Consider the following 26,919-nt stretch of genomic DNA (forward strand, 5'->3'; position numbering starts at 1 on the left):
AGGCACAAGAGGAAATGACGATGGACATGAATCTGCTGCACGACATCACCTTCTACACCATGTACGGCGCTGCCGCGATTGCCGCCTTCATCGCGGTGGAGCGGGGCATCTACTTCAGCTTCAGCCTGCGCCAGGCGAAGAAACTGGAGACCGTGCTCAACCCGAAGATGCACAGCGTCGACGATCTGCCCGCCCCGCTGCGCGAGCGCAACAGCCTGCCCCTGGAAATGGTCGCCGAGCTGTTTGCCCACAAGCAGGGGCTGGCCAGCCACAAGGACCTGGAAGACCTCAGCGAGTCGATCTACATCGCCACCCGCAGCAAGCTGATGCATGGCCTGTGGCTGCTGGAAACCGTGGTTACCGCTGCGCCCTTGCTGGGCCTCTTGGGCACCATCCTGGGGATCATCGACACCTTCAAGGCCCTGGCCGAGACCGGCGTCAGCGACCCGGGCGAAGTGTCCAAGGGTATCGGCACCGCGCTGTATGCCACGGCCCTGGGGATCGCCATTGCCCTGGGCAGCATGATCTTCCACAACCACTTCCAGGACCGGGTCGAGCGCATCACCGACCACCTGAAGATCCTGCTGCTGCGCGCCGGCATGGGCACCGCGCTGAAGGCCCCGCCAGCACCCCAGGTGGTCCACGGCAGCCTGCAACCTGCCTGATGACCTGACCTGACCTGTAGCCGCTGCCGCTGCCGCGGGCACGGGCTGCGATCGACGGCGAAGCCGGCGCTGTTCCCAGCGCTGTTCTCTGTCTGATCGGCCTGCGCCAGCGGCTTTTTTTCGCTGATCTACCAAGGATTTCTTTCATGTCCCGTCTTCGTCCCATGCCCCGGATGCTGGGGGCACTGACCCTGGCCCTGGTCACCCTGGCCGGTTGCAGCTCGCTGTCTGAACCGCCGCAACCGGTGGCGGTGAACATCGTCGCCATCAACGATCTGCACGGCTACCTGCAAGCCAACCCCTTCAGCTACAAGGACCCCCAGGCCCCGGGCGGCGTGCGCAAGCTTGCGGCCGGCGGCATCGCTACCCTGGGCGGCATGCTTGCCCAACTGCGCCAGCAGGATCCGCAACTGCTGTTCATCGGCGCCGGCGACCTGGTGGGCGGCAGCCCGCCGCTGTCGGCCATGTGGGCCGACGAGCCGACCCTGGACGCCCTGCGCCAGATGGGCATGAAACTCAGCGCCATCGGCAATCACGAACTGGACAACGGCAAGGCCGAGTTCCTGCGCCAGCTCAATGGCGGCTGCCAGTCGTCGCGGCCGGACAAGGCCTGCCAGTTCCGCCCGAACTACCCCGGCAGCGGCTTCCCCTACCTGGCGGCCAACCTGCTGGACAGCGACACCGGCAAGCCGTTGCTGCCGGCCTACCGCATCGAAGAGGTGCGCGGGGTCAAGGTGGCCTTTGTCGGTGCGGTGCTGCGGGACGTGGCCTCGGTGGTCAGCGCCAAGGGCATGCGCGGTTTGCAGGTGGCCGATGAAGCCGAATCCATCAACAAGCTGATCCCCGAACTCAATGCCCAGGGTGTCAACGCCATCGTCGCCGTGGTGCACCAGGGCGGCTCGACCCCGGAGCCGTTCGACAAGCAGGACTGCTCGCAGCTCGGCGGCGATATCGTCGACGTGGCCAAGCGCCTGGACCCGGCGGTGGACGTGCTGATCAGCGCCCACTCGCACCAGGGCTACCTGTGCAAGGTCGGGCCGCTGCTGGTGACCCAGGGCAATTCCTACGGCCACCTGCTGACTCACCTGACCCTGCAAGTGACCCCGGGCCAGCACCGGGTGGCGAGCATCCAGGCCCTCAACCTGCTGGCCGATCCGGCCCGTTATCCACAGGACCCGGCCCTGGCGCAGTTGCAACAGGAGGTCGAGGCCCGTAGCAACCAGGTGCTGCTCAAGCCGGTGGGGGCGATTGCCGCCTCGCCGATTGCCCGGCGGGCCGACGCGGCCGGGGAAATGCCCATCGGTGACCTGATTGCCGACGCGCATCTGGCCGGCGGCCGGGCCAACGGCGCACAGATCGCCTTCATGAACACCGGCGGCATTCGCAGCGACCTGGCCCTGGAGCCCGGGCAGACCCGGGTCAACTACGGGCAACTGGCGACGTTGCAGCCGTTCAACAACAACCTGATCGCTTTCGACCTCACGGGCCGGCAGATCGAACAGGTGCTCAACCAGCAATGGAAGGGCGCGGACGATGCCAACATCCTGCAAGTGTCCCAGGGCTTCACCTATCGCTGGGACCCCAAGCGCCCGCCGGACAGCCGTGTCGTCCCCGGCAGCGTGCGCCTCAACGGCAAGCCGCTGCAGGCCGGCGCGAACTACCGGCTGGTGATGAACGGCTTCCTGGCCGATGGCGGCGACCGCTTCAGCCTGTTCAAGAGCGGCCTGAACCGCAGCGACCTGGGGGTCAGCGACCTGGAGGCGATGCTGCACTACCTCAAGGACATGGACCAGCAGGGCAAGCCCGTGGGCTCCAGCACCAGTGCCGGGCGCATCCAGCGATCCCTGTAACGAGCGCTGTAGCCGCTGCCGAGCCTGCGAGGCTGCGAAAAGGTCCGCAGGACCTTGCTTGACGGTCTCCCGTCAAACCTCCTGCGGCCTCACGAGCGCCTCGATCGCTTCGTCAGAGTGCGGCCCAGCTCGATTGCAGCCTGCGGCGGCGGCTACAGGGGATGCATCGGGCGGAGGGCGTTTTCGCCGCCCTGAAAATATTTTCAAAAAAATGCTGAGGTCTTTGCCTACGACATACGTGTATTGCTTGAAAGTGCGACTAATTCGCATTCACGGTGCTTTTACACACGAGTCTCCAGCATGAAGTCCAGGGCAAATTCGGCGGTAAACGGTTCGGTCAAACGGTGGTTCGGCGCTTCGGCGCTGGTGGTTTCGGGGTTGGCCCTGCTGCCCCTGAGCGTGGCATTGGCGGCCCAGGCCGGCAGCGAGCAGCACAGTGTGCTGTTCAACTTCGCCATCGCGGCCAAGCCGCTACCCCAGGCCCTGAGCGATTTCACTCGGGTCACCGGGATCAGCGTGGTCTACACCGACGAGGCGCCCTACAACCTCAAGGCCCCGGCCGTCACCGGCCAGCTCAGTGCCGAGCAGGCCTTGCAGCGTCTCTTGGGCAATTCCGGTTTCACCTATCGCCGCAGCGACGCCCATACCCTGGTTCTCGAACCCCTGCCCCAAGGTGCCGGGCTGAACCTGGGGACTTCCAGCATCACCACCCAGGGCGTCGACGAAAGCACCAGCTACCAGCCGCCGGCCACCACCTCGGTGGCCCGCTCCCAGGCGCTGAACCAGGAAATCCCGCAGATCATCAACGTGATCCCGGCCCAGGTACTGCGCGACCAGACCCCGCGCAACCTGGATGACGCCCTGAAGAACGTCAGTGGCATCACCCAGACCAACACCCTGGGCGGCACTCAGGACGCGGTGCTGCTGCGCGGCTTCGGCGACAACCGCAACGGCTCGATCATGCGCGACAGCATGCCGGTGGTGCAGGGCCGTGCCCTGAACGCCACGGCCGAGCGCGTGGAAGTGATCAAGGGCCCGTCGTCCCTGCTCTATGGCATCCAGGACCCGGGCGGGGTGATCAACATCGTCAGCAAGAAACCCGAGTTGCAGCAGTCCACGGCCCTGACCGTGCGCGGCTCGACCTACGGCTCGGGCAAGAACGGCAGCGGCGGCAGCCTGGACACCACCGGGCCGCTGGGGGATTCCGGGCTGGCCTACCGGCTGGTCGTGGACCACGAAGACGAAGACTACTGGCGCAACTTCGGCACCCACCGCGAATCCCTGGTGGCGCCGTCCCTGGCCTGGTACGGCGAGCGCACCAAGGTGCTGCTGGCCTATGAGCATCGCGAATTCCTGACCCCGTTCGACCGCGGCACGGCCATCGACCCCAAGACCAACCACCCGCTGGACATCCCGGCCACCCGGCGCCTGGACGAGCCGTTCAACAACATGGAAGGGCGTTCGGACCTGTATCGTTTCGAGGTCGATCACGAGCTCAGCGACGACTGGAAGGCCCACTTCGGCTACAGCTGGAACCGTGAAACCTACGACGCCAGCCAGGTGCGCCTGACCGCGGTGAACGCCAACGGCACCCTGACCCGGACCATGGACGGCACCAAGAATGCCCTGACCACCGACCGCTATGCCACCGTCAGCCTGGAAGGCAAGGTGCAACTGGGCGGCATGCAGCACGACCTGGTGTTCGGCCTGGACGACGAGTACCGCAAGATCTACCGCGCCGACCTGATCCGCGGCAAGAACACCAGTTTCAACTACCTCAACCCGGTGTATGGCCAGCAAGTGGCGGGAACCAACGTCAGCGCCCCGGACAGCGACCAGACCGACCTGCTGCGCAGTGACTCGCTGTTCTTCCAGGATGCCATCCACCTCACCGACCAGTGGATCCTGGTGGGCGGCGGGCGTTTCCAGGAATACGACCAGTACGCGGGCAAGGGCCGGCCGTTCCACGCCAATACCGACAGCAACGGGCAGAAGTTCGTGCCCCGCGCCGGCCTGGTGTACCGCTACACCGACCAGCTGTCGTTCTACGGCAGCTACACCGAGTCGTTCAAACCCAACTCCAGCATTGCCCAGCTGGCCGGCGGCAGCGTGGTGCTGGACGGCTCCATCGCACCGGAAGAAGCCAAGTCCTGGGAACTGGGGGCCAAGCTCGACATTCCAGGGCGCATCACCGCCAGTGCGGCGTTGTTCGACATCACCAAGCGCAACGTGCTGGTGACCACCGCCACGGCCTCCGAGACTGTCACCAGCGTGGCCGGTGAAGTGCATTCCCAGGGCCTGGAGCTGGACCTGACCGGGCAGCTCACCGACCAGTGGAGCCTGATCGGCAGCTACGCCTACACCGACGCCGAAGTGACCAAGGACACCCAGTACAAGGGCAAGCAACTGCAGAACGTGGCCAAGAACACCGGCTCGCTGTCGGCGGTCTACGACTTCGGCAGCCTGATCGGCGGCGACCGCCTGCGGGTCGGCGCCGGTGCCCGTTATGTCGGTGAGCGCGCCGGGGATGCGCCCAACAGCTTCGACCTGCCGGGCTACACCGTGGCCGATGCCTTCGCCACCTACGACACCAAGGTCGAAGGGCAGAAGGTCAAGTTTCAGCTCAACGTGAAGAACCTGTTCGACAAGACCTACTACACCTCCTCGGTGAGCAAGTACTTCGTGTCCCTGGGGGATGCTCGCCAAGTGTCGCTCTCCAGCACCCTGGAGTTCTGATGAAAGCCCTGGCCCTGAGTGTGCTCCTGGCGTTCTGTGGCGTGGCCCAGGCGGCTGCGCCGGCGGATGAGCGCCTGTACCACCGCGAACAGCAAGTGCAGCTGCCGGGCTCCGGCAGCAGTTGGGGCTTCATCGCCCTGGACCCGACCCGGCCCTACCTGTTCCTGGCCCGCCGGGAAAACGGCCTGAGCGTGTTCGATGTGGACAAGCAGCGCCCGGTGCGCACCCTCGAACAGTCCCGGGGCGCCAATGGTGTGGTGTTGGTACCGGAGCTGGACCGCCTGCTGGTGCTCAACACCGACGGCAGCCTGGGGGTGGTGGAGTTATCCACATTCAAGCCGCTCAAGCGCATCACCGTGACCCAGAGCAACCTCAACAGCGCGGTGTACGAGCCGCGCACCGGGCAGGTGATCATTGTCAGCGGGCGCCGGGCCGACCGTTCCACCCTGTTCGTCTTCGATCCCAAAGAAGAGCGCATCACCGCCGCCCATGAGCTGGCGGTGAAGAAGATCGACCCGTTGCTGCTCAAGGGCGATGGCAGTTTCTTTCTGCCGATGCGCGATGAGGGCATCGTCGCGCGGTTGTCCTCCAGCAGTTTCAAGGTCCTGGACCGCTGGCAGTATCCCGACTGCCCGCGGCCCAGTGCCCTGGCCCAGGATGAACAACGGGGGCGGTTGTTCGTCGCTTGCCGTGGTGAGCGGCCAGTGCTGCTGGTGCTCGACCGCGACAACGGTGCGCTGAAGGCCAGCCTGCCGATCACCCGGGACGTCAACGCCCTGGCCTACGACCCGCAGGCCCAGCGCTTGCTGATCGCCAGCGGGGTGGACGCCAACCTCAGCGTCGTCGCCCAGCTCGATGCCGACCGCTACCAGCTCCTGGGTAGCGTCAGCACCCAGCCCATGGCCTACAACATGGCGTTCGACCCGCGTACCCGGCGGGTCTACCTGGCGGCAATGGACTTCACCCAACCGGCCGCGAGCCCGGCCGAACCCAAGCCGGACCCGCTGTTTCATGCCAATACCTTCAAGGTCCTCACCCTGGCACCCTAGTCGGCGTCAAGTGCCAGGGCCTGCGCTTGCGCTGCACAGTCAGCGCCGGCGGTCAGGCCCTGGGCCCGAACGGCCAGCAACTCTTGCCGGGCGACGGCGAAATCGGCCTGGAAGGTCGGGTCGGCGTGCAAGCGTGCCACGGTGGTCGCGCCTATTTCACGGCCTTCACGGATATCGCTGTACCAGTGCACGTTGCACACCATGCGGCTTTGCGAGTAGGCCCGGCCGCGGGCCCAGAGCGCATTGCCGTGCTCGGGGGACAGTTCGCTCAGCAACAGCGCCCAGGCCCAGCCGATTGCGCTGTGGCCCGATGGGTAGGAACCATCTGCGGCCAGTTTCGCCTCGTCTTCCGGGGTGCAGCTGGGTTGCTGGTTGTAGACGAAGGGCCGGGTGCGCTGGTAGCGCTTCTTTGCGCTGTAGGTGGCCAGCCCGGCGTCGGCCAGGGTCCGCCGCAGGACTCTGTACAGCGTAGGTGTCAGCTGTTCGCTGATCGGGGCATTCAGGGCACAGGAGAATGTCTGCGCGGCGGCAGGGAACTTCAGGTTGGCATCGCTGACGGCCAACTCCCAGCGTTTGCTGCCCCGCAAGGCCTGGTTTTTCTCGGCCATGCTCTGGTCCAGAGCGAAGGCTGGGGTCCCCACCGCAGGAGGGGGCGGCAACAGCGACAGACTGTCGGGCAGATCCTGCTGTTTCAGATAACCGATCAAGTAACCCGGTCGGAACTCCGGGACACTTTGCGCTTGCAGGGGCTGTTTCGCCGCGACCGGGTTGAACAGGCTTAAAAACAACAGGCTGGCCAAACTTTTCGATAATAGACGTTGCATGGAGATAGTACCTCTAGGCATTTGATCCGTTACATCGGTTCTGGTGGTCTGGTTACTTGATATTCCAGGTGTAGTTGAACATCAGTCGCGTATCATCAGTGTCGCGAATGAAGTTCTTGGCGTAGTTGGAGCGATAGAGCGCACTGCGCAGGCGTACACTTAAGTTCTTCAGCGGGCCTTGTTGCACGACATAACGCAATTCATTATCCAGCTCCCATGACTTGCCAATTCTTTGGCTGCCGGTTATCTCGGCATGGCTGCCGGATATATAGCGGCTATTGATAGTCAGGCCCGGCAAGCCCAGGTTGGCAAAGTCATAGCCATAACGAAGTGCCCAGGAGCGCTCCTTGGCATTGGCGAAGTCACCCAGTACGGATAAGTTGATCAAGTTGGCATCGGTACCCAGGATGTTGGCATAACCGGTGTCCCCCAACATTCGCTGATAAGTCAGGCCAAGGCTGTGGCCTTTATAGGCATAGCCGAGCAACCCCTGCAGGGCGCGGTTGTCGATCTTGCCGCCTTTGGCATTGCCGTAGTCGTTCATCAGGCTCAAGCGCAGATCGCTGCTGAACGTCCCCGCTCCCCAGGGGCTCTTGTTGACCAGGGTGAAGACCTGCTGGCGGTAGATATCCTGCAGCTGGGCGACATGCACGCGAGCCAGCCATTGCTTGCGGAACCGATAGTCGAGGCCCGCCATGTCGAAGTGTTCCGCGGTGGCCCCCAGTTTCTCGAAGCGCCGGTTCAAGGGGCTCAGGGTCAGCGGTGTGTACTGCGTGGCGTTGCGCTGCAGGACCCGGCTCAGACGCCCGGCGGTAAACTCCACGTCTTCGATTTCATTGGAGGTCAGCAGCCCGCCTTCGAACATCTGCGCAAACAGGCGGCCGTCATTGGGTCTCAGTGTCGGCAGTACCGGCGGTACCAGGGTTCCGAACTTGAACAGGGTCTTGCTGGTCTTGAGCTTGCCGGCCAGGGCCAGTTTCGAATAGTCATCCTCTGCCCGGCCATTGCGCGCCACCTTCAACAGCCCGGTGCCGGTCCGGCCAGGAGCGGAATCCAGCTTGATCCCGAGCATGCCGATGGCGTCGACACCGACGCCGAGGCGGCCTTCGGTGAACCCCGAATCCAGGCGCAAGAGGAAACCTTGCGCCCATTCTTCACGGGTAGGGGCAGTGCCTTCGCGGTAGTCCCGATTGAAGTAGTAGTTGCGCAGTTCCAGGCGTGCGCTGCTGTCCTCGAGCAGTTCGGCTTTTACCGGAATGGCCAGTATCGAGGCACACAGCAGGGGCGAGTGTCTGACCCACTGCCGTGGCAAACTTTGTGAAAGCATTTCATCGTCCTCTGTTTTTGTTGTTTTGGAGTAAGGCGATTAACGGCTTAGTTGTTGCTGGTTTGTTCAACGACCAATGGTCGAAGGTTGGGTTGCCTCAGGGGTGTGGTGAAAGTTGTGTGTCAATTGTTGTGGGCAAGAGTCTGTCGGATATTTCAGGTAATTGGCTCCTGTAAGGGGGGTGGATATTTATGGAATGCCTGGCACTCAAGGTTCGAAGACTAAGTTGAAACTGGGCTTAAACAATAATCATCAGCTCCATGAATGAAGTGATAAATAAAATATTAAAATAATTACCTGGTTATGTTCTTGAGTGTCATATAAGAACTTGCCGGGCGTGATCTTTCTGAGAGAGATATGTAGGGGGTTTTTAATTGGCTTGTAAGAATTGTCTTATTTAAGTAAGGAACTTTAACCGTTCACTGACTCAGGCGTGTCAGCCTGGGCTTTGGCATAAGAAGGAGCATGCAGAGGCGGGTTTTGGGTAACCCTGGCCTCAGCGCAGGAACGCCAGGCGGTAGTCTCCCGGCGTGCCCCCCAGGGTGTGCCGGAAGCGATTGCTGAAGTGGCTGGCACTGGCAAAACCACAGGCCAGTGCAATCTCGCCCAGGGGCTGGGCGGTGGTGCGCAGCAGGTGCCGGGCCCGGCTCAGGCGTCGGGCTAGCAGGTATTGGTGGGGCGGCAGGCCGAAGCTTGCACGGAACATGCGGGCGAAGTGGTATTCGGAGAGGGCGCACAACCCCGCCAGCTGGCCCAGGCTCAGGGGCGCGTCCAGCTGGCTGTCGATGTAGTCCACCAGCAGCCGTCGCTGGTGTGCGGCCAGCCCGCCCTTGAGCCGGGCCCCCTGGCGCTGGCCCACTTGATTGAGCAGGGCATGGCTGAGCATCTCGTGGGCCAGGCTGCTGGTCAGCAGGCGCTCGCCGGGTTCGTCCCAGTTCAGGCGGACCAACTGCGCAAAGCGCTGGGTCTGCTCGGGGTCGTCGAGAAAGGTGCTTTCGCGCAGTTGCAGTTCCCGGGGCTCGCGATCCAGCAGGGTGACGCAGCCCAGGGCGAACTGCTCCGGGCTGAAGTACAGATGGGCCAGGCGAATATCACCGTTGATCACCCAGGCCGACTGGTGCTCGGCGGGCAGGATGCACAACTTGCCCGGGCCGCCCTTGCTGCCCGGCTGGTCGCGGCGGAAGGTCCCGGTGCCACCGGCCAGGTAGCAGGACAGGGTGTGATGGCTGGGGGCCTCGTACTCCTGGGCGTCGTGATGGTTGCTCCACAAGGCTACGGACAAGCCGTCACCGAGCTCGGCGCTGTGCTCCAGGCGAGCATTGGGCGAGCGGTTCAGGGCTTGGAAGACTTGCAGGGTATCCAGTGCGTGCATGGTGGGGCGTCAACATGGGTGCGGCTGCCGGTGTTCTGCATGCTACTCTGTAGCCCGTGTGCTGCCAGCCCCGGGCGGATAAAAAGCGCAAGTTTGTGCAAGCGCGCAAGGCCGGCGGGGCGTGACACTGCACTCCTGACAAAGGAGTCGCGCCATGAACCTATCGCTGTACCTGTTGACCGTGCTGATCTGGGGCACCACCTGGATCGCCCTGAAACTGCAACTGGGGGTGGTGGCGATTCCGGTGTCCATCGTCTATCGCTTCGCCCTGGCGGCCCTGGTGCTGTTCGTCCTGTTGCTGCTCAGCCGCAAGCTGCAGCCGATGAACCGTCGTGGTCACCTGATCTGCGTGGCCCAGGGGTTGTGCCTGTTCTGTATCAACTTCATGTGCTTTTTGCACGCCAGCCAATGGATTCCCAGTGGCCTGGTAGCGGTGGTGTTTTCCACTGCGACCCTGTGGAACGCCCTCAATGCGCGAGTGTTCTTCGGCCAGAAGATCGCTCGCAACGTGCTGCTGGGCGGTGGCCTGGGGCTGCTGGGGCTGGGGCTGCTGTTCTGGCCGGAGCTGGTGGGCCACAGTGCCAGCCCGCAAACCCTGCTGGGCCTGGGCTTGGCCCTGCTGGGCACCTTGTGCTTCTCGGCGGGCAACATGCTGTCCAGCCTGCAGCAAAAAGCCGGGCTCAAGCCGTTGACCACCAATGCCTGGGGCATGGCCTACGGCGCGACGATGCTGGCGGTGTATTGCCTGTTCCAGGGCATCGCCTTCGATGTGGAATGGAGCACCCGCTACATCGGCTCACTGCTGTACCTGGTGATTCCGGGCTCGGTCATCGGCTTTACCGCCTACCTGACCCTGGTGGGGCGCATGGGCCCGGAGCGCGCGGCTTACTGCACCGTGCTGTTCCCGGTAGTGGCGTTGAACGTCTCGGCCTTTGTCGAAGGCTACCAATGGACCGCCCCGGCGCTGGCCGGGCTGGTGCTGGTGATGCTGGGCAACGTCCTGGTGTTCCGTAAACCCAAGGCTGTGCCTGCCTCTGTAGCCGCTGCCGAGCTTGCGAGGCTGCGAACGGCGGCGCAGCCGTCGCAAAACCGGGCGACCTGATTCTGCCGGGCTATCGCTGAAGGTCCTGCGGACCTTTTCGCAGCCTCGCAGGCTTGGCAGCGGCTACAGAGGGGATAGGCCGTGGGTGGTCAGCCCTTCCATACCTGCGGGTTGACCAGGTCCTGCGGCCGCTCACCCAGCAGGGCACTGCGCAGGTTGCTCATGGCGCGCGCGGCCATGGCGTCGCGGGTTTCATGGGTGGCCGAGCCAATGTGCGGCAAGGTCACTGCGTTCTTCAGCTGGAACAGCGGCGACTCCGCCAGCGGTTCCTTCTCGTACACATCCAGGCCGGCGCCACGGATCTGGCCCTTCTGCAAGGCTTCGATCAGCGCCGGTTCATCCACCACCGGCCCGCGGGAAATGTTCACCAGGATTGCACTGGGCTTCATCAGCGCCAGTTCGCGGTGGCTGATCAGGTGCTTGGTCTTTTCGCTCAACGGCACCACCAGGCAGACGAAATCCGCCTCCGCCAGCAGTTGCTCCAGGCTGCGAAACTGCGCCCCCAGCTCCTGCTCCAGGGCCGCCTTGCGGCTGTTGCCGCTGTAGAGGATCGGCATGCCGAAGCCCAGGCGCCCACGGCGGGCGATGGCCGCGCCAATGTTGCCCATGCCGACGATGCCCAGGGTCTTGCCGTGCACGTCGCAGCCGAACAGCGCCGGGCCGACGCTGGCCTGCCATTGCCCGGCCTTGGTCCAGGCGTCCAGCTCGGCCACTCGGCGGGCGCTGCTCATGAGCAGGGCGAAGGCCAGGTCGGCGGTGCTTTCGGTGAGCACGTCCGGGGTGTTGGTGAGCATCAGCCCGCGTTCGTTGAAGTAGGCCAGGTCGTAGTTGTCGTAGCCCACCGAGATGCTCGACACCACTTCCAGGCGCGCGGCGTTTTCCAGCTGCGCACGGCCCAGCTTGCGGCCGACACCGATCAGGCCGTGGGCCTGGGGCAGGGCTTCATTGAATTGCGCGGCGATGTCCCCGTGCTTGGGGTTGGGCACTATGACCTCGAAATCCTGTTGCAGGCGTTCGGTCATCTCGGGGGTGATGCGGCTGAAGGCAAGTACAGTCTTTTTCATCGCGCGAAGGCTCGTCAGGCGGGGAGAATGCCAAGCAAGCTAACATTTTTGCCGCCGCCACCAAAGCACCCCGCCACGAGCCTGCATGTGTAGGAGCTGGCTTGCCAGCGAAGGGGGCATCCAGGTTTGCACAGGACGTGCGGGCTTCTTCGCCGGCAAGCCGGCTCCTACGGGGGATGGGCCGGCGTTTGGGGGAGGGGCGTACATCGTGTAGGAGCTGGCTTGCCAGCGAAGGCGGCATCCAGGCTTGCGCAGGATGTGCGGGCTTCTTCGCCGGCAAGCCGGCTCCTACAGGTGGGACGGTGGTCTGGACGGGGAGCCCCGCGGTCAGGTGGCCAGGCGTGCGCCGGTCAGGCTGCCGCTCAGTTCATAGGCCGCCAGTTCAGTCTGGTGCGCGGTGAGGATCTCCGGCAGAGAGCCGCGCAGGTATTCGACCCAGGTCTTGATCTTGGCGTCCAGGTACTGGCGCGACGGGTAGATGGCGTACAGGTTCAGCTCCTGGGAGCGGTACTTGGGCATCACCCGCACCAGGGTGCCGGTGCGCAAACCCTCTATAGCCGCGTATACCGGCAACACCCCGACCCCCATGCCGCTGATGATCGCAGTCTTCATGGCATCGGCGGAGTTCACCAGGAACGGCGAGCTGTTGATGGTGACCATTTCCTGGCCTTCCGGGCCGTCGAAGGTCCACTTCTCCAGGGGAATCACCGGGCTCACCAGGCGCAGGCAGGCATGGTTCAGCAGATCGCTGGGCTTTTGCGGGCAGCCGTTGGCTTTCACATAGGCCGGCGAGGCGCAGACGATGCTGTAGGTCATCCCCAGGCGCTGGGAGACGAACCCCGAATCCGGCAGCTCCCGGGCCAGGACGATGGACACGTCGTAGCCCTCGTCCAGGAGGTCCGGCACACGGTTGGCCATGGTCAGGTCGAAGGTCACGTCCGGGTGGGTCTTGCGGTAGCGGGCGATGGCGTCGATCACGAAGTGCTGGCCGATGCCGGTCATGGTGTGCACTTTCAACTGCCCGGCGGGGCGGGCGTGGGCGTCGCTGGCCTCGGCCTCGGCTTCTTCGACATAGGCCAGGATCTGCTCGCAGCGCAGCAGGTAGCGCTTGCCGGCCTCGGTCAGGGCGATGCGGCGAGTCGTGCGGTTGAGCAGGCGGGTTTGCAGGTGCGCCTCTAGATTGGAGACGGCGCGCGAGACGTTGGCGGTGGTGGTGTCCAGCTGCACCGCGGCGGCCGTGAAACTACCGGCTTCGGCAACACAACTGAAGGCGCGCATGTTTTGCAAGGTGTCCATGGGGTGCTCTCAAGGGAGATTGCAAATTGTGACACGAAGTTTCTGTTTTTACAGGCGTACAGGGATACGACCAAGGGATTATCGCGTTTACGGTAACAAAGATTCACAGGAATCCCAGCTTATCGCCACAACGACCGCCCCCTAGAATTGCGCCGATCCCTAGGAGCCGGCAGGCCGGCGATCCGCGCAACGCGGTGTAGCAGGCGTATCGCTGCGCCGGCAAGCCAGCTCCTACGAGAGAAATACTCCCCCCCGATCTCAGGAATTCGCAGCAGTGCCGCGTCGCATCAGCAGAGGGTTCAAGACCCTCAGTGTTTGGGCTTTATCGTTAGCAATCAGCGGCTGCATCGGAACCGGAGGCATTGCCCCACAGGGCAAGACACTTCCCGCTAATACATTGGCCACGGATGAGGCGATAAAGAGCGCCGCGCAGGACGCCCACTGGCCCAGCGCCCAGTGGTGGCAGGCCTATGGCGACCCGCAACTGGACCGCTGGATCAGCCTTGCGGTGCAAGGCAGCCCGAGCCTGGCCATGGCCGCCGCCCGGGTCCGCCAGGCCAAGGCCCTGGCCGGCATCGCCGAGTCGGCCGAGTCGCTGCAGATCAAGGGTGACGCCACCCTCAAGCGCCACAACTGGCCCACCGATCAGTTCTACGGCCCCGGCGCCCTGTCCAACAGCACCACCTGGGACAACAACGCCGCCCTGGGCTTGAGTTATGCCCTGGACCTCTGGGGCCGGGAAAGCAACAGCACCGAGCGTGCCGTGGACCTGGCCCACATGAGCGTGGCCGAAGCCCGTCAGGCCCAGCTGGAACTGGTGAACAACGTGGTGCGCAGCTATATCCAGCTGTCCCTGCACTTCGCCCAGCGCGATATCGTCGCGGCCACCCTCAAGCAGCAGCAACAGATCCTCGAACTGGCGCAACGGCGCCTGGACGGCGGCATCGGCACCCATTTCGAAGTCAGCCAGGCCGAGGCGCCGCTGCCGGAAACCCATCGCCAGCTGGACGCCCTGGACGAAGAAATCGCCCTGACCCGCAACCAGCTGGCGGCCCTGGCCGGCAAGGGCCCGGGGGAGGGCGCGCAGTTGCAGCGGCCAAGCCTGTCCCTGGGCGCCGCGCTGAAACTGCCCTCGGCCCTGCCCGCCGAACTGCTGGGGCAGCGCCCGGACGTGGTCGCCAGCCGCTGGCAAGTGGCGGCCCAGGCTCGCGGTATCGATGTGGCTCACGCCGGCTTCTACCCCAACGTCGACCTGGTGGGCAGCATCGGCTTCATGGCCACCGGCGGTGGGGCCCTGGAGTTCCTCACCGGCAAGAAGCTCAACTACAACGTCGGCCCGGCCATCAGCCTGCCGATCTTCGACGGCGGGCGCCTGCGCTCGGAGCTGGGTGAAGCCTCGGCCGGCTACGACATGGCCGTGGCCAGGTACAACCAGACCCTGGTGGATGCACTGAAAAGCATCTCCGACCAGTTGATCCGCCGCGAGTCCATGGACAAGCAGCAAGCCTTCGCCGCCGAGTCGGTGGCCGCTGCGCAGAAGACCTACGACATCGCCACCGTGGCCTTCCAGCGCGGCCTGACCGACTACCTGAATGTGCTCAACGCCCAGAGCCTGCTGTTCCATCAGCAACAGGTGCAGCAGCAGGTGCAGGCCGCACGCCTGACGGTCCAGGCGGACCTGGTCACGGCCCTGGGCGGCGGGCTTGAAGCCGGCCGCGACGTTCCCGCGCAAGACCGCCTTGAGGCACCCAAGACCCCCGCGGCCCTGGCCGTGTTCGACCATTGAAGCAGGCACCCATGACTTCCTTGCCCGCACCTTTGCGCTGGCTGTACTCCCTTGAATGGCGCCGGGGTTTCTTCGACTGGGCGCGCAGCGACGGCGTGACCTGGGTCTATATCTTCAAGGTCCTGGCCGCCGCGTTCCTCACCCTGTGGCTGGCCATGCGCCTGGAGTTGCCGCAACCGCGCACGGCGATGATCACCGTGTTCATCGTCATGCAGCCGCAGAGCGGCCAGGTGTTTGCCAAGAGCTTCTACCGCTTTCTCGGCACCCTGGCGGGCTCGGCGGTGATGGTGGCGCTGATCGCCCTGTTCGCCCAGAACACCGAGCTGTTCCTCGGCTCGCTGGCGATCTGGGTCGGCATCTGCTCGGCCGGCGCGGCGCGCTACCGCAACTTTCGCGCCTACGGTTTCGTCCTCGCCGGCTACACCGCGGCCATGGTCGGCCTGCCGGCCCTGGCCCATCCGGAAGGGGCCTTCATGGCCGCGGTGTGGCGGGTACTGGAGATCTCCCTGGGGATTCTCTGCTCGACCCTGGTCAGCGCCGCGATCCTGCCCCAGACCGCCAGCGCTGCCATGCGCAACGCCTTGTACCAGCGCTTCGGGGTGTTCGCCCTGTTCGTCACCGACGGCCTGCGCGGGCGCAGCCAGCGCGACAGCTTCGAAAGCAGCAACGTGCGCTTCATCGCCGAGGCCGTGGGCCTGGAAGGGCTGCGCAGCGTCACCGTGTTCGAAGACCCGCACATGCGTCGGCGCAACGGCCGCCTGAGCCGCCTGAACAGCGAGTTCATGGGCATCACCACGCGCTTCAACGCCCTGCACCAGTTGCTCGAACGCCTGCGCAGCAGCGGCGCCGATCACGTGGTGGCGGCGATCAAGCCCGGCCTGCAGGACCTGGCGGAACTGCTGGACGGCTTCTCCGGCCGTGCCCTGACCAGCCCCGATGCGGCGCGCCTGGCCACGGCCCTGGCGGCCTACAAGGCCGAGCTGCCGGCGCGGGTGCGCAGCCTGCGCACGGCCTTCCAGGAGAGCGGCCCGAGCGACGCCGAGCAGCTGGATTTCCACACCGCCTACGAGCTGCTCTACCGCTTTGTCGACGAGATGCACAGCTACGCCCAGACCCACGCGTCCCTGGCCGACCACAGCCACGAGCGCGAGCGCTGGGACGAGCCCTACACCCCGCAGACCAACTGGCTGGCCTGCGCCGCCTCGGGCATCCGCGCGGCCTTCGTGCTGGTGGTGCTGGGCAGCTACTGGGTGGCCACGGCCTGGCCCAGCGGCGCCACCATGACCCTGATCGCCGCCGCCACCATCGGCCTCTCGGCCGCCACGCCGAACCCCAAGCGCATGGCGTTCCAGATGGCCTGCGGGACTTTCATCGGCGCCCTGGTGGGCTTCGTCGAAATGTTCTTCGTGTTCCCCTGGATCGACGGCTTCCCGCTGCTGTGCCTGATGCTGGCGCCGGTGATCGTGCTCGGTTCGTTCCTTGCGTCCAGGCCCAAGTACGCCGGGGTCGGCCTGGGTTTGCTGATCTTCTTCAGCACCGGTTCGGTGCCGGACAACCTGACCATCTACAACCCCTACACCTTCATCAACGACTACATCGCCATGGTCATGGGCATGCTGGTCTGCGCCGCAGCCGGGGCGATCATCCTGCCGCCCAACAGCCGCTGGCTGTGGCGGCGCCTGGAGCAGGACCTGCGCGGTCAGGTGGTGTACGCCATCAGCGGCAAGCTCAAGGGCCTGGCGTCGAGCTTCGAGAGCCGTACCCGCGACCTGCTGCACCAGGCCTATGGCCTGGCGGTGGGCCAGCCCAAGGTGCAGAGCGAGCTGCTGCGCTGGATGTTCGTGGTGCTGGAAGTCGGCCACGCCATCATCGAGCTGCGCAAGGAGCAGGCGATCCTCCCGGTGCACCCGGCCTATGCCGAATCCCAGCCCTGGCGCCAGGCGATCCGGGTCATGGGCCGCTCCCTGGTGCGGCTGTTCCTGCAGCCCAGCCAGAGCAATCTGGAGCGCGGCCTGATCGCCGTGGACCACGCCATCAGCCGGGTCCAGGCCACCGACGAGCCCTTTGCCCCGCACTTCGACACCTCGGCCCTGCGCCGGGTCAAGAGTTACCTGCACTTCATCCGTACTTCATTGCTCGACCCGCAATCGCCGCTGGCGGCCTATGCCGTGGCCAAGCCAACGGCGCCTGCACCCCAAGGACTTGACCATGCCTCGTGAAATCGCCTTCCACGGCGTTTACATGCCCACCATGACCCTGATGTTCTTCATCGCCGCGGCCCTGGCCTGGGCCCTGGACCGGTTCATTTCCGGCTATGACCTGTATCGCTTCTTCTGGCACCCGGCGCTGCTGCGCCTGAGCCTGTTCTGCTGTCTGTTCGGCGCCATGGCGCTCACTGTCTACCGTTGAGACCCCCGCAATGAAAAAGTTTTTCAGCCTGCTCGCCACCCTGCTCGTGCTGGCCCTGGCCCTGTGGATCGGCCGTACCCTGTGGGAGCACTACATGTACACCCCCTGGACCCGTGACGGCCGGGTGCGCGCGGACATCATCAACGTCGCCGCCGATGTCACCGGCGAAGTGGTGGACGTGCCGGTCAAGGACAACCAGCTGGTGCGCAAGGGCGATCTGCTGATGCAGATCGACCCCGAGCACTACCAGATCGCGGTCAAGCAGGCGCAAGCGCTGGTGGCGTCGAAGAAGGCCACCTGGGAGATGCGCAAGGTCAACGCCCGGCGCCGCGCCGACATGGACAACCTGGTGATCTCCAAGGAAAACCGCGACGACGCCGGCAACATCGCCGACTCGGCCCTGGCCGACTACCAGCACGCCCAGGCCCAGCTGGAAGCGGCGCAACTCAACCTTGCGCGCACCCAGGTGCGGGCGGCGGTGGATGGCTATGTCACCAACCTCAACGTGCACCGTGGCGACTACGCACGCATCGGCGAAGCGAAGATGGCGGTGGTCGACATGAACTCGTTCTGGGTCTACGGCTTCTTCGAGGAAACCAAGCTGCCCCACGTGCGCGTCGGGGATAAGGCCGACATGCAACTGATGAGCGGCGAAGTGCTCAAGGGCCATGTGGAAAGCATTTCCCGGGGCATCTACGACCGCGACAACCCGGAAAGCCGCGAACTGATCGCCGACGTCAACCCGACCTTCAACTGGGTGCGCCTGGCCCAGCGCGTACCGGTGCGCATCCACATCGATGAAGTGCCTGAAGGCGTCCTGCTGGCGGCCGGCATCACCTGCACCGTCATCGTCAACCCCGAGCCTTTGTAGGCGCCACCCTATGTAGGAGCTGGCTTGCCAGCGAAGGCGCCTGCATCAGGGGCGATCAAAGGTGTAGCGCCTGCCGCTCCAGTTATGGCGTGCGCTTGGCCAGGAGGATTTTGGCCTTGGCCACGCTGTCTTCCACGCTCAGGTCATCGTCCTCCAGCACGGCCTGCAGCGCCGGGTCTTGCCACAGGTCCACGGCCGGCCCGGTGCTTTGCACCAGGCGGGAAATCAAGGCGTAGGCCACCAGTTGGCCGCGGGTGTGGAACTTCGGGTAGCGGTCCTGCATGTCCACCAACTGGGCGACGAAAGCATGCTGTTGCTCAGCGGACATGCCCGCGAACACTTCCGGGTAGTCGTAGTAGATATCCCCTGTGCCCAGGAGGATGACGTTCTGGCGCAGCGCCTGCTCAAGATCCTGTTTGGAGGGGAGCTGGCTGAGTAGCCGGGTGTAGTGCTGTTCGCCTTCAGCTGTTTGCTGAGGGCTCATCTTGCGTTTCAGCGCTTCGAGCCTTTGGGCGTCATCGAGGGTTCGGGCCCAGGCGTAGGCCAGTGGCAAATTGTCCTGTTCGCTGCTGCGCAGCATCTCTTGTTGCGAGTCCTCGTCGCCGTGCCGAGCGGCGCGTTCCAGCCAGGCCATGGCCAATGCCTTGTTCGCCGGCTGGTCCAACTTGCCAAGGTTGTAGATGTCGTACAGGCCCGCTTCCGCGCAGGATTCATTGTGCTGGGCGGCGTAAGCGATGTAGTTGAAGGCTTCGCTTTTGTCATAGTCCTTCTGCCTGGAGCCGACAATCCCGCCCAGGATGCACAGGCTCATGGTATCGCGGGGGGCGGCCATGATCAGGCAGCCGCGGGCCATTTGTATGGCCTTGCTCGCCAGCAAGGTACGGCTTGCGCCATGCAGCACCTCGTCCTCATTCATCAGGCGGATGCCGAGGCCGACCAGCCGTTCGCTGTCCATCTCCGGCGAGCAGTACGGGTTGGCCTCGACCTTGGGCAGGATCTGTTCCAGGCTCAGCTCCGGCAGGGTGGCATTGAGTTTTTCGTCCGGTGACGAGGCATGGCAGCCCAGCAGCAAGGCGAACAGGGTCAACGTCAGCGCACTACGATATTTCAATGGGGCAGATCCTTGATTGGCGAATGAACAAAGGCGCACTGCGCCACCGCGGTAGGAGCTGGCTTGCCAGCGAAGGTGGTCGCAAGATTTGCACTTGGCTCGCGGGCCTCTTCGCCGGCAAGCCGGCTCCTACGGGAGGCACGCGGTACACCCTGGATGGCTTGCGTGCGTAGGGGTCAGAGCCTGGCGCTCAGGCCGAAGCGCTTCATCAGTCCCTTCTCCAGCAGACCCTTGGGCAGCAGGTTGGCCAGCAGCGGCAGGGCGCGGCTGCCATTGCCCAGCCGTACCAGGCGTGGCGGATTGTCCTGCTGCACGGCCTTGAGCAAGCCGGCGGCAAATTCGCTGGCCGGGGTCGGCTTGTCCTGGGAGGCCTTGGCCCGGGAGCGGATGCCCTCGCGCAGCGGCCACCAGGGCGATTGTTCGTTGAGCAGCTGTTCGGCTTCGTGCCCGGCGTTCTTGGCAAAACTTGAAGCAATGGCCCCGGGCTGCACTTCCATGACGCGGATGCCGAACGGCGACAGTTCCATGCGCAGGGCATCGCTCAAGGCGTGCACCGCGGCTTTCGAGGCGCAGTAGGCTCCGGCAAAAGGCGTCACCAGCACCCCGGACACACTGCCGATGTTCACCACCAGGCCGCGGCTGCGGCGCAGCACCGGGAACATCGCCCGAGTCACCCCGACCACCGAGAACACATTGGTTTCGAACTGGCGTTGCATCGCTTCCACGCCGCCGTCCAGCAGCGGGCCCATGGCGCCGTAGCCGGCGTTGTTGATCAGCACATCCAGGCCGCCGTACTGCTGGTTGATCTCCTCGCCCAGGGCGCCCAAGGCCGGGCCGTCATTGACGTCCAGTTGCACGGCCTTGAAACCGGCCGCTTGCAGGGCAGAGACGTCCTCGGCCTTGCGGGCGGTGGCGAGCACGGTGAAACCGGCGCCCTTGAAGGTGTCCGCCAGGGCGCGGCCGATGCCGCTGGAACAACCGGTGATCAACGCTACGGGCATGGCGCGGTCCTTGTGCTGGGTGAGGGAGGGGGTGAATCAGTCGGAGAAACTACCCTGTAAACGCTCGGCGCGAAACTCCAGGGTTTGCGGGCGATAGCCGGGGCGCAGCGGCGGCAGGGGCAAGCAGTCCTGCCAGTTGGCGCCGGCCTGCAACTCGCCGGGGCCACGGTAGCGCGGGGCACTGTACTGGTTGTCGGCGAGGTTGACCGTATCCCCCGGGGCATAGGCGGCGACCCGCCAGCGCAATTCCACCAGGGGCACCTTGTTGCCGTTGTTCAGCTTGACCTGCAATGGACGGTCGGCGGGGCAGTGCTCCGGGGCGTAGCTCAGGCGCAGCTCCAGGCGCGCCAGTTGCTGGGCTTCGCGGTTGTCCAGCCAGACCACCCAGCAGGCCACCAGGGCCAGGCCGAACGCGGCAGCCAGGGACACGGGGAGGGCTTTGGCGGGGTAGCGCAGAAGCAGGATCAGCCAGGTAATGACCAGCAGAACGCCGATGAACATGACGCGAGCCTCGGGGAAAAGGAGGGGACATCCTACCTAAGCGTAGGTGGGGTTGGCGATGGAGGATGGCTGTTGTGACGTTATCCACAGGCCAGGTTTTGATGGGGGCGTTAGGGACAACAGAAGGTCTGTTAAAGCGGATTTATGCCGATAGTGGACATCATGTGGTCCACTCTGGTGCCCGCCCGAGCAGGTGGCTGGCATGCTCCGGGGTTATCTATCCATTTCTGGAACACCTTTACCGGGACTGGAAAATGCTCAGGTTCTCAGGGCTACAAGCATCGAACGAGGCGAATGCTAGCTGAAGGGGTGGGCTCCGCTCTTGACTGTGAAGCGTGCTGGTGCCAAGGACGAGACGTGCCCGTGGTGGCGATCTATGAGGTGTATAATCTCCGGGCTTTGGCATCAATCATGGGGCGATGATGGACGTATCACTGCAGCAGATTTTGCAAACTGCACAGATCAGCGATCTGAAGAAGCTGGGGACGTTTCTTGAGGTCAAACGCTTTGTCGAAACTCAGCTTCATCTGAAATTAGGGGCAAATGGCTGGAGCTCTTTATCTTTGAAGTTAAAGCGCCTGAGTGCCCTCGCAGAAGAGGGGCGAGAGTGCGAACGCGTGCTTATTGATGCGTTGCCCTATCCGGCCGTGCGCAATGAAGTTTCAAAAAGAATCGGCTTCAGGATGTGCGCCAGGAATGTTGCAGAACTTAGAGGCGCTTTGTCCCTGTTGTCGAAATGCGCTGTTCGTCCAGCGTTTGATCCTTATGAGCGTTTCGAAAAGAACAAGCTTAAAAACTTTGTCAGCAGTTCAAGACTGGAAGGCATAGATATACCGATCTTCGACGAAAAAGCTTCGTTGGAAAAAATCCTGGCCAAGCATGGAAGACCGTTGAATGGATAAATACGACGCCTCTCATGATCATTACTGCTACCCCGCCTCCTCAGTGCTTAAAAACAAGCTGAATATCCAGGAAATGGCCGCCCTTGAGGCAGCGGAGAGGGACATCACCGCGCTGACCGTCAGTCGGGTTCGCTATGTCGCTCCGCCCTACAGCCTGGAGAATTTCAAGCTGCTGCATCGCCAGTTGTTTTCCGACCTCTATGCCTGGGCGGGAGAGATAAGAAATGTTGATATCTCCAAGGGCGGAACGCGTTTCTGTAACTGCGGAAGAATCGAGGCGGAAGCCCTGAAGATTTTTTCCAATCTTCAAGAAAACAACTGGCTGAGTGGACTTGAACGAAACGATTTCTGTGAAAAGTTGGCGGAATTCTACTGCGAGCTGAACATGATTCATCCGTTTCGCGAGGGCAATGGCCGAGTCCAGCGGATCTTCTTTGAACACCTCGCGCTATCGGCAGGTTACGAACTGGATTGGGAAGAGCTCAGCCAGGATGAGTGGCTTGAAGCGAATATCAATGGCGTCTATGTGAACTACACGCCCATGGCAGATATCTTCAAGCGCATCGTCACTGCCTAAAACCCCTATCGAAGTTGGCCGCAATGGCCTGCTGGTTCTGGCGTGCTACGGCGTGCCACCATCCTGAACATTCCCAACACCCGTGGCTTGGACATAAACTGCGACGCCTTTGTCGTTGCTCCGTGTCGAACCCGGGACTAGCCTTTGAGCGTCGCTGCCAACTCAGCGGCCGGGCTTGGTAACCCGTGTTGATACAGGCGCAACAGCGCCCCTTGACGATTGCAGGCGTTTTTTTTGCGCCCGCGTTTCCGTGCAATGGCGGCTGTGCGTGGGAGGGCTCGTCCCTGCCGGGTTCCTGTATCTCCGGTTTACCAACCTGCGCACGGCTGCCACCCATTCGCTTGGTAACGAACGTGGCAGCTCTCACTTTGATACGGGAGGTTCAACCATGTGCGCTATCAAGACCTCGGGCTTCGTCACCTTCGGTTCCTGTGGTGACGCCGATCAGTCCCTGTTCCGCGTCAATGCCGATGTGCCTTTGCAGCAGGCGCTGGAGCACGCGTCGACCCTGCTGTATTACGCCAAGAAACTCACCCTGGATGCGGCCATGGAAGACCAGGGCGAGCGCTACGCCTGGGCCGCGCATTTTCTGGCGGAAATGGGCAAGGCGGTGATCGATGACGTGGGATTGGGAATGAAGGAAGAGGTGTTGCAGGCCTGATCGATGTTTCTTGATGGAAGGAGTCGAAAGGGCGCTGCGTCTTCGTGGGAGGGACGCAGCGCTTTTTTGCTTCTTGTAGCCGCTGCCGCAGGCTGCGAACGACCGCGCAGGGGGCGCAGGGGGCTCAAGACCGCTGAAGGTCCTTCGGCCCTTTTCGCAGCCTGCGGCAGCGGCTACAAAAAAATCCCCCTGTCCAGGCGCCTGCGGATAGGGGACGCAGGCGCCTGGAAGGGGGTTGAAAGGACTCGCTGATAACGGCGCTCTGCCTTTGCTCGCAGCTTGCCGCTTGAAGCCTGTCGCTGTTACTGGGCGATGGTCTTCACTGAGACGCCACGTTCCACCGGGGTGGAGCGGCCGTAGATATCTTCAAAGCGCTCGATATCGTCTTCGCCCAGGTAGCTGCCCGATTGCACTTCGATGATCTCCAGCGGGATCTTGCCCGGGTTGCGCAGGCGGTGCACCGAGGCAATCGGGATGTAGGTGGACTGGTTCTCGGTGAGCAGGAACACGTTCTCGTCACAGGTGACTTCGGCGGTGCCGCTGACCACGATCCAGTGTTCGGCGCGGTGGTGGTGCATCTGCAACGACAGGCAGGCCCCCGGCTTGACCGAGATGTGCTTGACCTGGAAACGCCCGCCCATGTCCACCGAGTCGTAGGAGCCCCACGGGCGGTAGACCTCGCAGTGGTTCTGGGTCTCGCTGCGGCCCTGTTCGTTGAGGGTGTTGACCATCTGTTTCACCCCTTGGACCTTGTCCTTGTGGGCGATCATCATGGCGTCCTTGGTTTCCACCACGACGATGTTTTCAAGGCCGATCACCGACACCAGCTTGCCGTTGCCGTGGATCATGCAGTTCTTGCTGTCCTGGATCACCACATCGCCTTTGCTGACGTTGCCGTTGGCGTCTTTTTCATGCACGTCCCACAGCGACGACCAGCAGCCGACATCGCTCCAGCCGGCACTCAGGGGGACCACGCAGGCGCGCTGGGTCTTCTCCATCACCGCGTAGTCGAGGGAGTTGTCCGGGCAGCAGGCGAAGGTGGCTTCGTCGATGGTCACGGTGTCCGGGTCCTGCTGGCTGCGCTCCAGGGTCAAGAGGCAGGTGTCGTAGATGTCCGGGTCGTGTTTCTTCAACTCTTCGAGGAAGCGGCTGGCGCGGAACAGGAACATGCCGCTGTTCCAGAAATAGCCGCCAGCCTGGACAAACTCGGTGGCGCGTTTTTCGTCGGGCTTTTCGACGAAGTGCGAGACCCGGCTGACCCCCTCCGGGAGCAGCGCATCGTTGGTGGACTTGATGTAGCCGTAGCCGGTTTCCGGCTTGGTTGCCGGGACCCCGAACAGCACCATTTCGCCACGCTCGGCGGCCACGGTGGCCAGGGCCAGGGCCCGTTGCAGGGCTTTCTGGTCGTCCAGGACGTGGTCGGCGGGCAGTACCAGCATCAGCTCGTCACGGCCTTCGTTGACCAGCATCATCGCGGTCAGGGCCACGGCCGGGGCGGTGTTGCGGCCGAAGGGCTCCATGAGGATGCGCTGGGATTCGAGCTTACGGGCCGCCAGTTGCTCGTTGACGATAAAGCGGTGGTCCTTGTTGCAGACCACGATGGGGGTATCCATGCCTTCGAACACCAGGCGCTCCAGGGTCTGCTGGAACAAAGTGTGTTCGCCGGTCAGGGCGAGGAACTGCTTGGGGAATTGCTTGCGCGAAAGCGGCCAAAGACGTGAGCCGCTACCACCTGACAAGATCACCGGAATCATGTTGTTACTCCTTCAAACATCGTATGGGTTAGAGCTACTGCGTTCTGTCGTTTCACTCTTGTTTTTGTTGCGTGACCGGATGCGCTGCCCACCTTCTGTAGGAGCCGGCTTGCCGGCGAAGGGGCCCGTGAGGACGCCTTCGCTGGCAAGCCAGCTCCTACGAGAGGCGGGGAGCAGCCTTCCGGAAATTCATTAGCGGGTGGAAACCGGGCGCTTGACCCAGACCGGCGACAGGTTGCTGCCGTTGCCGGTGACGTAGAGCACCGCTGCTTCGCCGCGCTCCAGGGCCACGGGCTTGAGGTCGCTGACCTTTTTCTCGCCGTCATACAGGGCGAAGCTGACCTTCACCGGGTTGATTTCGCGCTCGCCGCGGCCCTTGGCGGCCACGGCCTTGACCACATCGGTCTTGCCGTCGGCGGTCTTCAGGGTCAGGGCCTGGTCGCTGAGGTTCTGCACCCGCACCAGGGATTTCTGCTTGTTCTTGAACGGCGGTTCTTCGATCAGTTGCGGCTGGCCGCTGGCGTTGTTGACCAGGGTGTAATAGTGATCGGCGGCCAGTTTTACCGGTACGCTCTGGCTGCCCACCTTGGCGGTGTAGTCGCCGCCGGGCATGAAGCTGAAGTCGCTGCTGGCCAGGGGCGCGACGTCATTGACGTTGGTGCTGCCCACCGTGGCGCTGACTTCGCTGTTGCTGGCGTTGTACAGGCGCACGAAGGTCGAGCCCTTGGGCGCGGTGGGGCCGTACAGGGCGGCATCGCCACCGGCGAATACCGGAGCTGATAGCAGGCCCAGGCCCGCGGCCAATACGGCAGCTTTCAGGGATTTGGCAGCGAGACGACGAGGAGTAGTAGTGAAAGTCATGAGTGTTACCTCTTTTCAGTTTTGCGCCCGGTCGGGCGTCTCGGATTTGTTGAGTGCAGCTACGTTCTGTTGGCGAGCACCGGCTTGCTTGAGCTCTGCGACCCACTGCGTGTCGGCGTCGCCGATTTCGTTGTTCACAGGCAGATAGCGTTCAGGGAATTCCCAGATCAGCACCTGGGGCGGGTTGTTCTTGAAGTCGTCGCTTTTCAGGTAGCTGAGCATCGGCAGGATCGGGCCGTGGCCGTCTTCGGCGTAGCTCAGCACGTCGCTGTGCAGGGCCTGTTTCAGGGCGCCGACGAAGTTCCAGCTGGGGTTGGCGCTGTAGCTGGTGCCCACCAGGGTCACCGGCACTTCGCGGTCGGCGAACAGCGCGTCGTCGGCGGCCGGCTGCTCTTCGCTGGCCCGGGTCACGCGCTTTTGCAGGGGCTCTTCGGCCGGCATCAGGTTTTCGAACAGCGGGTCCAGGGGCAGGAAGCGGCGCAGGTCGCCCTTGTGTTCCACGGTCTCTTCGGTCTCGGTGACGAAGCGCTGTGGCTGACCGCTGAGCGGGGTCTTGGCGGCGATGGTCAGGGCCAGTTGGCGGGCGACGATCTCGGCGCCGGCGGGGGTCCAGTGGGTGTCGGTGCGCAGGAACACTTGCTGGCCCTGTTGCTTGGCCTGTTGCAGGGGGCCAAGCAGGTCGGGGGCAAGGATCTTGTCGGCAGCGACCCGGGCGTGGAAGTCCTGGTAGAGGTTGGCGTGGATGCGCGCCGGGCGCACTTCGTCCATGTGTTCCGGGTACAGGCGCACCTTGGCCGGAACGATCGCCATCACCAGTTTCACCCCGTGCTCCTTGAGGGTCTGGCGCACGCCTTCCACCAGGGCGTAGTTGCCCTGCAGGTTGAGCTCCTCGTTGACCACGGGGTTGAACTCTTCATCGCTGTACAGCCACTGGTCACGGCCCAGCACCACCCCCGGGCGCCCTTCGTTGAACAGCTTGAAGTCCAGGGCGGCCCAGAGGTTGGTGCCCAGGCGCTTGATCGGGAACTGGTCGTCGTAGTGGGTTTCCACCGCCTTGGCCCAGCGCCCGTTGAGCACGGTGGCGTCGTTGTTGGTACTGAAACCGAAGAAGCTGCGCGCCGACCACACCCCCAGCACCAGCAGGGTCAGCAGGAACAGGGCGATGTAGAACACACGTAATGAGCGGGTCATGGGCAGATC

The 26,919-nt window shown here is 63.7% G+C and carries 23 protein-coding genes; 12 read left to right on the plus strand and 11 right to left on the minus strand.

What is annotated here, in order from left to right:
• Window positions 1-20 precede the first annotated feature (20 nt).
• The 4 genes from BM382_RS13325 to BM382_RS13345 all read left to right on the plus strand — a co-directional run bounded on the left by BM382_RS13325 (window position 21) and on the right by BM382_RS13345 (window position 6,300).
• The gene (locus BM382_RS13325) at window positions 21-665 is read left to right on the plus strand and encodes a MotA/TolQ/ExbB proton channel family protein (protein WP_011059347.1); all 645 of its coding nucleotides are present in this window, start codon (window positions 21-23) and stop codon (window positions 663-665) included.
• Window positions 666-811: 146 nt separating this feature from the next.
• Window positions 812-2,515, plus strand: a complete 1,704-nt coding sequence (locus tag BM382_RS13330; RefSeq protein WP_011059348.1) for a bifunctional metallophosphatase/5'-nucleotidase — start codon at window positions 812-814, stop codon at window positions 2,513-2,515.
• A gap of 300 nt (window positions 2,516-2,815) precedes the next feature.
• Window positions 2,816-5,251 carry a TonB-dependent siderophore receptor gene (locus BM382_RS13340; RefSeq protein ID WP_011059349.1) on the plus strand — a complete coding sequence of 812 codons (2,436 nt, stop codon included), beginning with the start codon at window positions 2,816-2,818 and terminating at the stop codon, window positions 5,249-5,251.
• Window positions 5,251-6,300, plus strand: a complete 1,050-nt coding sequence (locus BM382_RS13345; protein ID WP_053156434.1) for a hypothetical protein — start codon at window positions 5,251-5,253, stop codon at window positions 6,298-6,300. Before BM382_RS13340 ends, BM382_RS13345 begins: the two co-directional genes overlap by 1 nt.
• Here the strand turns inward: BM382_RS13345 and BM382_RS13350 are convergent.
• The 3 genes from BM382_RS13350 to BM382_RS13360 form a co-directional block, all read right to left on the minus strand.
• A complete protein-coding gene (locus tag BM382_RS13350; RefSeq protein WP_019093376.1) occupies window positions 6,297-7,124 on the minus strand; it encodes an acid phosphatase in 828 nt (275 codons plus the stop codon). The genes BM382_RS13345 and BM382_RS13350 overlap by 4 nt on opposite strands.
• 52 nt (window positions 7,125-7,176) lie before the next feature.
• Window positions 7,177-8,451, minus strand: coding sequence for an OprD family porin (locus BM382_RS13355; RefSeq protein WP_072443046.1), 1,275 nt, complete (start codon window positions 8,449-8,451; stop codon window positions 7,177-7,179).
• Between the two features lie 496 nt (window positions 8,452-8,947).
• Window positions 8,948-9,823, minus strand: coding sequence for an AraC family transcriptional regulator (locus BM382_RS13360; RefSeq protein WP_072443049.1), 876 nt, complete (start codon window positions 9,821-9,823; stop codon window positions 8,948-8,950).
• A gap of 154 nt (window positions 9,824-9,977) precedes the next feature.
• Between BM382_RS13360 and BM382_RS13365 the strand changes: the two genes are divergently transcribed.
• A complete protein-coding gene (locus tag BM382_RS13365; RefSeq protein ID WP_072443052.1) occupies window positions 9,978-10,925 on the plus strand; it encodes a DMT family transporter in 948 nt (315 codons plus the stop codon).
• A gap of 89 nt (window positions 10,926-11,014) precedes the next feature.
• On the opposite strand, the gene BM382_RS13370 is transcribed toward BM382_RS13365, so the two are convergent.
• Both BM382_RS13370 and BM382_RS13375 read right to left on the minus strand, forming a co-directional pair.
• Window positions 11,015-11,989 carry a 2-hydroxyacid dehydrogenase gene (locus BM382_RS13370; RefSeq protein ID WP_011059355.1) on the minus strand — a complete coding sequence of 325 codons (975 nt, stop codon included), beginning with the start codon at window positions 11,987-11,989 and terminating at the stop codon, window positions 11,015-11,017.
• A 327-nt stretch (window positions 11,990-12,316) separates the two neighbouring features.
• Window positions 12,317-13,285: a LysR family transcriptional regulator gene (locus BM382_RS13375; protein ID WP_011059356.1), complete on the minus strand. Its 969-nt coding sequence runs from the start codon at window positions 13,283-13,285 to the stop codon at window positions 12,317-12,319.
• A gap of 274 nt (window positions 13,286-13,559) precedes the next feature.
• Here BM382_RS13375 and BM382_RS13380 point away from each other — a divergent pair, with 274 nt between their 5' ends.
• Genes BM382_RS13380 through BM382_RS13395 form a run of 4 tightly spaced genes read left to right on the plus strand, consistent with a single transcriptional unit; the run spans window position 13,560 to window position 18,351 of the window.
• Window positions 13,560-15,071 carry an efflux transporter outer membrane subunit gene (locus BM382_RS13380; RefSeq protein ID WP_015634223.1) on the plus strand — a complete coding sequence of 504 codons (1,512 nt, stop codon included), beginning with the start codon at window positions 13,560-13,562 and terminating at the stop codon, window positions 15,069-15,071.
• A gap of 11 nt (window positions 15,072-15,082) precedes the next feature.
• On the plus strand, window positions 15,083-17,290 hold the full coding sequence (locus BM382_RS13385) for an FUSC family protein (protein WP_019094736.1): 2,208 nt from the start codon (window positions 15,083-15,085) through the stop codon (window positions 17,288-17,290).
• Window positions 17,280-17,480, plus strand: coding sequence for a DUF1656 domain-containing protein (locus BM382_RS13390; RefSeq protein WP_007930063.1), 201 nt, complete (start codon window positions 17,280-17,282; stop codon window positions 17,478-17,480). Before BM382_RS13385 ends, BM382_RS13390 begins: the two co-directional genes overlap by 11 nt.
• Window positions 17,481-17,490: 10 nt before the next feature.
• Window positions 17,491-18,351: an efflux RND transporter periplasmic adaptor subunit gene (locus BM382_RS13395; RefSeq protein ID WP_011059359.1), complete on the plus strand. Its 861-nt coding sequence runs from the start codon at window positions 17,491-17,493 to the stop codon at window positions 18,349-18,351.
• Window positions 18,352-18,433: 82 nt separating this feature from the next.
• On the opposite strand, the gene BM382_RS13400 is transcribed toward BM382_RS13395, so the two are convergent.
• The 3 genes from BM382_RS13400 to BM382_RS13410 all read right to left on the minus strand — a co-directional run bounded on the left by BM382_RS13400 (window position 18,434) and on the right by BM382_RS13410 (window position 20,964).
• The gene (locus BM382_RS13400) at window positions 18,434-19,462 is read right to left on the minus strand and encodes an SEL1-like repeat protein (protein ID WP_065364594.1); all 1,029 of its coding nucleotides are present in this window, start codon (window positions 19,460-19,462) and stop codon (window positions 18,434-18,436) included.
• Window positions 19,463-19,638: 176 nt separating this feature from the next.
• Window positions 19,639-20,463: an SDR family oxidoreductase gene (locus BM382_RS13405; protein ID WP_015634228.1), complete on the minus strand. Its 825-nt coding sequence runs from the start codon at window positions 20,461-20,463 to the stop codon at window positions 19,639-19,641.
• 36 nt (window positions 20,464-20,499) lie between these two features.
• Complete coding sequence (locus BM382_RS13410; RefSeq protein WP_015634229.1) at window positions 20,500-20,964, minus strand: hypothetical protein; 465 nt, start codon at window positions 20,962-20,964, stop codon at window positions 20,500-20,502.
• A 422-nt stretch (window positions 20,965-21,386) separates the two neighbouring features.
• On the opposite strand from BM382_RS13410, the gene BM382_RS13415 reads away from it, so the two are divergent.
• The 3 genes from BM382_RS13415 (at window position 21,387) to BM382_RS13425 (ending at window position 23,104) form a co-directional block, all read left to right on the plus strand.
• The gene (locus tag BM382_RS13415) at window positions 21,387-21,866 is read left to right on the plus strand and encodes a YhfG family protein (protein WP_011059363.1); all 480 of its coding nucleotides are present in this window, start codon (window positions 21,387-21,389) and stop codon (window positions 21,864-21,866) included.
• Window positions 21,859-22,443 carry a putative adenosine monophosphate-protein transferase Fic gene (locus tag BM382_RS13420; RefSeq protein ID WP_065364593.1) on the plus strand — a complete coding sequence of 195 codons (585 nt, stop codon included), beginning with the start codon at window positions 21,859-21,861 and terminating at the stop codon, window positions 22,441-22,443. Before BM382_RS13415 ends, BM382_RS13420 begins: the two co-directional genes overlap by 8 nt.
• Window positions 22,444-22,831: 388 nt before the next feature.
• A complete protein-coding gene (locus BM382_RS13425) occupies window positions 22,832-23,104 on the plus strand; it encodes a DUF3077 domain-containing protein (protein WP_019094742.1) in 273 nt (90 codons plus the stop codon).
• 302 nt (window positions 23,105-23,406) lie between these two features.
• On the opposite strand, the gene BM382_RS13430 is transcribed toward BM382_RS13425, so the two are convergent.
• The 3 genes from BM382_RS13430 to BM382_RS13440 all read right to left on the minus strand — a co-directional run bounded on the left by BM382_RS13430 (window position 23,407) and on the right by BM382_RS13440 (window position 26,910).
• Window positions 23,407-24,858, minus strand: a complete 1,452-nt coding sequence (locus tag BM382_RS13430) for a mannose-1-phosphate guanylyltransferase/mannose-6-phosphate isomerase (RefSeq protein ID WP_011059366.1) — start codon at window positions 24,856-24,858, stop codon at window positions 23,407-23,409.
• Between the two features lie 192 nt (window positions 24,859-25,050).
• The gene (locus BM382_RS13435) at window positions 25,051-25,719 is read right to left on the minus strand and encodes an alginate O-acetyltransferase AlgF (RefSeq protein WP_011059367.1); all 669 of its coding nucleotides are present in this window, start codon (window positions 25,717-25,719) and stop codon (window positions 25,051-25,053) included.
• Window positions 25,720-25,734: 15 nt separating this feature from the next.
• The gene (locus tag BM382_RS13440; protein WP_072443054.1) at window positions 25,735-26,910 is read right to left on the minus strand and encodes an alginate O-acetyltransferase; all 1,176 of its coding nucleotides are present in this window, start codon (window positions 26,908-26,910) and stop codon (window positions 25,735-25,737) included.
• Window positions 26,911-26,919 lie beyond the last annotated feature (9 nt).

Origin of the sequence: Pseudomonas sp. NFPP25, assembly GCF_900116505.1 — a bacterium.
Taxonomy (GTDB): domain Bacteria; phylum Pseudomonadota; class Gammaproteobacteria; order Pseudomonadales; family Pseudomonadaceae; genus Aquipseudomonas; species Aquipseudomonas protegens.